Origin of the sequence: Streptomyces sp. NPDC060198 (genome assembly GCF_042728415.1) — a bacterium.
Taxonomy (GTDB): Bacteria; Actinomycetota; Actinomycetes; order Streptomycetales; family Streptomycetaceae; genus Streptomyces.
In genome coordinates this window covers 1-4,426 of the sequence record NZ_JBHWZJ010000488.1, presented here as the reverse complement: position 1 = coordinate 4,426, position 4,426 = coordinate 1, and the positions used below count along the sequence as shown (strand labels likewise).

Genomic DNA, 4,426 nt, shown 5'->3' with positions numbered 1-4,426 from the left:
GTCGTGGTGACCGCCGCCCCGGCCGGGCGTCGTGCGGGGGTGCGTCCTGCGGAGCGCGGTGGGTCAGCCCTCGGGCGTCTCGTCCGCGGACGCGGCGGACTCCTCGGACTTCTCCTCGGCCGGCGCGAGGCCGAGGCGCTCGACGAGCCACTTGTCGAACTCGATGGAGGCGCGGACCCAGCTCACCGTGGAGGAGACGAAGTGCTCCAGGGCGACGCCGGTGCCGATGAGCATCTGCGCCTCACCGATCAGGCGGACCGAACCGGCCTCGCCCTCCTCGCCCTCGTGGGAGTGCGTGTAGACCTTGGGCCACAGCGTGCGGCGGTTCCAGTCGTCGATGGCGTCCAGCAGGACGGCGCGCTGGTCCAGGTCGTGCGGGCGGTCGTAGAACGTCCGCACCGAGAAGACCTGCTGGTCGGCCTCGCCCCGGAACATGAAGTACGTGCGGAACTCTTCCCACGGCGCCGCGAGGTCGCCCTCGTCGTCGACGACGAACTTGAGCTCCATCTGCTCCAGGAGCTGCTTGACGAGGTCCTGGTCAGGGACGACGGGGCCCTCCGGTCCTGCCGCCTGCGGTTCGGGCTGGCCCCCGAAATTAGGAATCGAGGACGGATCGATGCTCACCGTTATTTCCCTTCGTGCGGTTGTACGCCATCCTCCCCCATGGCGGGCGGGGAATGGCAACCCCCGGCGGGGTCGATCCGCTCCCGGCGGACAGGATCGGGCGCTCGCGCACGGACCAGGAACGCACGGGTGCCGGACCGCGTCCCACAGCACCGGCACACATCTGGACGACTGGCCGGTCACGTCGTTCCCCGAGTTCATGGCCCCCGGGCTCCACCCGGAGAACTGCGACGACGGCGTCGGCGCCCGCGTCGATCTCCAGCCCGGCGAGCAGCCGGCCGGCCGCGCCCTGGCCACCGACGTGACGGCCGTGTACGAGGACGGCGGCACCGTCCTCGTACACGGACACCCCTTCGACGTCTGAGGAGGCGGCCGGGGCACGGCGCCCGGTGCGGGGCGCCCTCGGCACACTCCTCAGCGCACCGCGCCCACGATGAGCCCGGCATCGGCACCGGACGCACCGCCCTCGGCACCACCCCCGAACACATCCACCCGTACGGTGTCGCCGTCCGTGATCTCGCCCGCGAGGATCTCCCGGGCGAGCTGGTCGCCGATCGCCGTCTGGATGAGGCGGCGCAGCGGCCGGGCGCCGTAGGCCGGGTCGTTGCCCTTCTCGGCGAGCCAGGCCAGCGCGGCCGGGGTGACGTCGAGGGTCAGCTGCCGGTCGGCGAGCCGCTTGGCGAGCCGGCCGATCTGGAGCCCTGCGATGTGGGCGAGTTCGTCGCCGGTGAGCGCGGAGAAGACGACCAGGTCGTCCAGCCGGTTCAGGAACTCCGGCTTGAACGAGGCCCGTACGACCTCCAGCACCCGGTCCTTCTTCGCCTCGGGCTTGAGCAGCGGGTCGACCAGGAACTGGCTGCCGAGGTTGGACGTCAGGATCAGGATGGTGTTGCGGAAGTCCACCGTCCGGCCCTGGCCGTCCGTGAGCCGGCCGTCGTCCAGCACCTGGAGCAGGATGTCGAAGACCTCCGGGTGCGCCTTCTCCACCTCGTCCAGCAGGACGACGCTGTACGGGCGGCGGCGGACCGCCTCCGTGAGCTGGCCGCCCTCCTCGTACCCGACGTAGCCGGGCGGGGCGCCGACGAGCCGGGCGACGCTGTGCTTCTCGCTGTACTCGCTCATGTCGACGCGGACCATGGCCCGTTCGTCGTCGAAGAGGAAGTCCGCCAGCGCCTTGGCCAGCTCGGTCTTGCCGACTCCGGTGGGGCCGAGGAAGAGGAACGATCCGGTCGGCCGGTCCGGGTCGGCGATTCCGGCGCGGGTGCGGCGCACCGCGTCGGACACCGCGCGGACCGCTTCGCCCTGGCCGATCAGGCGCTTGCCGAGCTCGTCCTCCATCCGCAGCAGCTTCTGCGTCTCGCCCTCCAGCAGGCGGCCGGCCGGGATGCCCGTCCAGGCGCCGACCACGTCGGCGATGTCGTCGGAGCCGACCTCGTCCTTGACCAGAGTCTCCTTGGGCGTCTCGGCAGCCACCTGTTCGGCCTCGGTGGCGGCAACCAACTCGCGCTCCAAGCCCGGGATCTCGCCGTAGAGAAGCTTGGACGCGGTGTCGAAGTCGCCGTCACGCTGCGCGCGTTCGGCCTGGCCGCGCAGGTCGTCGAGACGTTCCTTCAGCTCACCGACCCGGTTGAGGCCCTGCTTCTCCTTCTCCCAGCGGGCGTTGAGACCGCGCAGCTCCTCCTCCTTGTCCGCGAGGTCGCGCCGGAGCTTCTCCAGTCGCTGCCGGGAGGCGGGGTCGGTCTCGTTCTTGAGCGCCAGTTCCTCCATGTGGAGGCGGTCCACGGCGCGTTGCAGTTCGTCGATCTCGACGGGCGAGGAGTCGATCTCCATACGCAGCCGGGAGGCGGCCTCGTCCACGAGGTCGATCGCCTTGTCCGGGAGGAAGCGGGAGGTGATGTAGCGGTCGGACAGGGTCGCGGCGGCCACCAGAGCGGCGTCCGCGATGGAGACCTTGTGGTGCGCCTCGTAACGCCCCTTGAGTCCGCGCAGGATCGCGATGGTGTCCTCGACGCTGGGTTCGGCGACCAGGACCTGCTGGAAGCGGCGCTCCAGGGCGGGGTCCTTCTCGATCCGCTCGCGGTACTCGTCGAGCGTCGTCGCGCCGACCATCCGCAGCTCGCCGCGGGCCAGCATGGGCTTGAGCATGTTGCCCGCGTCCATGGCCGAGTCGCCGCCCGCTCCGGCACCGACGACGGTGTGCAGCTCGTCGATGAAGGTGATGATCTTGCCGTCGCTCTCCTTGATCTCGGAGAGGACGGTCTTCAGCCGCTCCTCGAACTCGCCCCGGTACTTGGCGCCCGCGACCATCGCCCCGAGGTCCAGGGAGACGAGACGCTTGTCGCGCAGCGACTCGGGCACGTCGCCCTTGACGATGCGCTGGGCGAGCCCTTCCACCACGGCGGTCTTGCCGACGCCCGGCTCACCGATGAGGACCGGGTTGTTCTTCGTACGGCGCGACAGCACCTGTACGACGCGGCGGATCTCCTGGTCCCGGCCGATGACCGGGTCGAGCTTGCCCTCACGGGCCGCCGCCGTGAAGTCCGTACCGAACTTCTCCAGGGCCTTGTACTGACCCTCCGGGTCGGGTGTGGTCACCCGTCGCCCTCCCCTGCTCTTCTCGAACGCGGCCAGCAGCTTTTTCGCACTGGCCCCCTGGGCACCGAGGATCTCACCGACCCGGCCGCCCTTCTCGGCGACCGCGATCAGCAGGTGCTCGGTCGAGACGTATTCGTCGCCGAGGTCCTTGGCGCGCCGCGCGGCGTCGCTGACGACGGCGAGCAGCTCACGGTCGGGCTGCGGCGGCGCCACGGTGGAACCGGTGACGCGGGGCAGCGCGCCGAGCAGCCGCTCGGTCTCCGTGCGCACCGCGGCCTGGTCCGCCTCCACGGCGACCAGCAGATCGATGATGTTCTCGTTGTCTTCACCCGCGAGCAGCGCGAGCAGCAGGTGTGCGGGGGTCAGATCGGGGTGTCCGTCCTTCACGGCCCTGCTGGTGGCCGCGGTGAGGGCGTCCCTGCTCTTGTTCGTCAGCTCGGCGTCCACGTGCGCTGTCTCCTCCTCGACTATCGCGTCCTGCCCAGGCACGGCACCTGGCCCATGATTCGACCAACGTGCACAAAGTTGAGTCTATTCCACTCAAGCCTGGGTTTCGAGAGTACCGGGCCCCACGACGCCACCCGCAAGGGCTCGCGGGGCAGCTCCTACGCTTCGCCCATGGCCCACGACGTACGTCACCCCAGCCCCGAGTACCTCGCCTTCTGGCGCGAGTACCACCTCTGCACCCTGACCACCCTCCGCCCGGACGGCACCCCGCACGTCGTACCCGTCTGCGTGACGTACGACCCCGAGGCGGGTCTGGCCCGCATCATCACCGACGGCGGCAGCCGGAAGGTCGCCCACGTCCGGGCGGCGGGACCCGAGGGGGCGCGGGTCGCGGTCTGCCAGATGCACCGCGCCCGCTGGGCGACGCTGGAGGGCCGCGCGACGATCCGTACGGAGCGGGAGGTCGTCGAGGACGCCGAACGCCGTCACACCGAGCGCTACGGGCGAGAGCCGAGGGTCAACCCGACGCGTGTCGTCATCGAGATCGCCCTGGACCGGGCCCTCGGCCGGGCCTGACGGCGGCGAAGACGCCACGGGGAGTACGCGCCGAGGGGGCACCGCCGCTTCCGGGCCGGGCGCCGGCCTCGGTCAACGGCCCGGGACGCGCCCGGCCCACCCACAGCCCGGCCGGGTCCGTGTTCCCGTCCTGGCCTCGGCCCTGGTCGCCGAGTGCGTAGCCGAGCATGACGCGGTCCAGGCC

Annotated in this window: 4 protein-coding genes; 2 read left to right on the top strand and 2 right to left on the bottom strand. The window is 71.0% G+C overall.

Annotation, left to right across the window (positions count from 1 at the left end; translation table 11 throughout):
* Nucleotides 1-63: 63 nt before the first annotated feature.
* Complete coding sequence (locus tag ACFWEP_RS32185; protein ID WP_387375458.1) at nt 64-624, bottom strand: YbjN domain-containing protein; 561 nt, start codon at nt 622-624, stop codon at nt 64-66.
* 199 nt (nt 625-823) lie between these two features.
* Between ACFWEP_RS32185 and ACFWEP_RS32180 the strand changes: the two genes are divergently transcribed.
* Nucleotides 824-988, top strand: coding sequence for a hypothetical protein (locus ACFWEP_RS32180; protein WP_387375456.1), 165 nt, complete (start codon nt 824-826; stop codon nt 986-988).
* Nucleotides 989-1,038: 50 nt separating this feature from the next.
* Here the strand turns inward: ACFWEP_RS32180 and clpB are convergent, their stop codons facing one another.
* Nucleotides 1,039-3,666 (bottom strand): ATP-dependent chaperone ClpB, encoded by a 2,628-nt coding sequence (clpB, locus tag ACFWEP_RS32175; protein ID WP_387375460.1) that lies wholly within the window; start codon nt 3,664-3,666, stop codon nt 1,039-1,041.
* A gap of 171 nt (nt 3,667-3,837) precedes the next feature.
* Between clpB and ACFWEP_RS32170 the strand changes: the two genes are divergently transcribed.
* A complete protein-coding gene (locus tag ACFWEP_RS32170) occupies nt 3,838-4,242 on the top strand; it encodes a pyridoxamine 5'-phosphate oxidase family protein (protein ID WP_387375454.1) in 405 nt (134 codons plus the stop codon).
* Nucleotides 4,243-4,426: the final 184 nt, after the last annotated feature.

Bases quoted from the DNA above. Each gene is read 5' to 3' on its own strand.
- ACFWEP_RS32180 (WP_387375456.1), top strand. From the start codon at position 824: ATGGCCCCCGGGCTCCACCCGGAGAACTGCGACGACGGCGTCGGCGCC.
- ACFWEP_RS32170 (WP_387375454.1), top strand. From the start codon at position 3,838: ATGGCCCACGACGTACGTCACCCCAGCCCCGAGTACCTCGCCTTCTGG.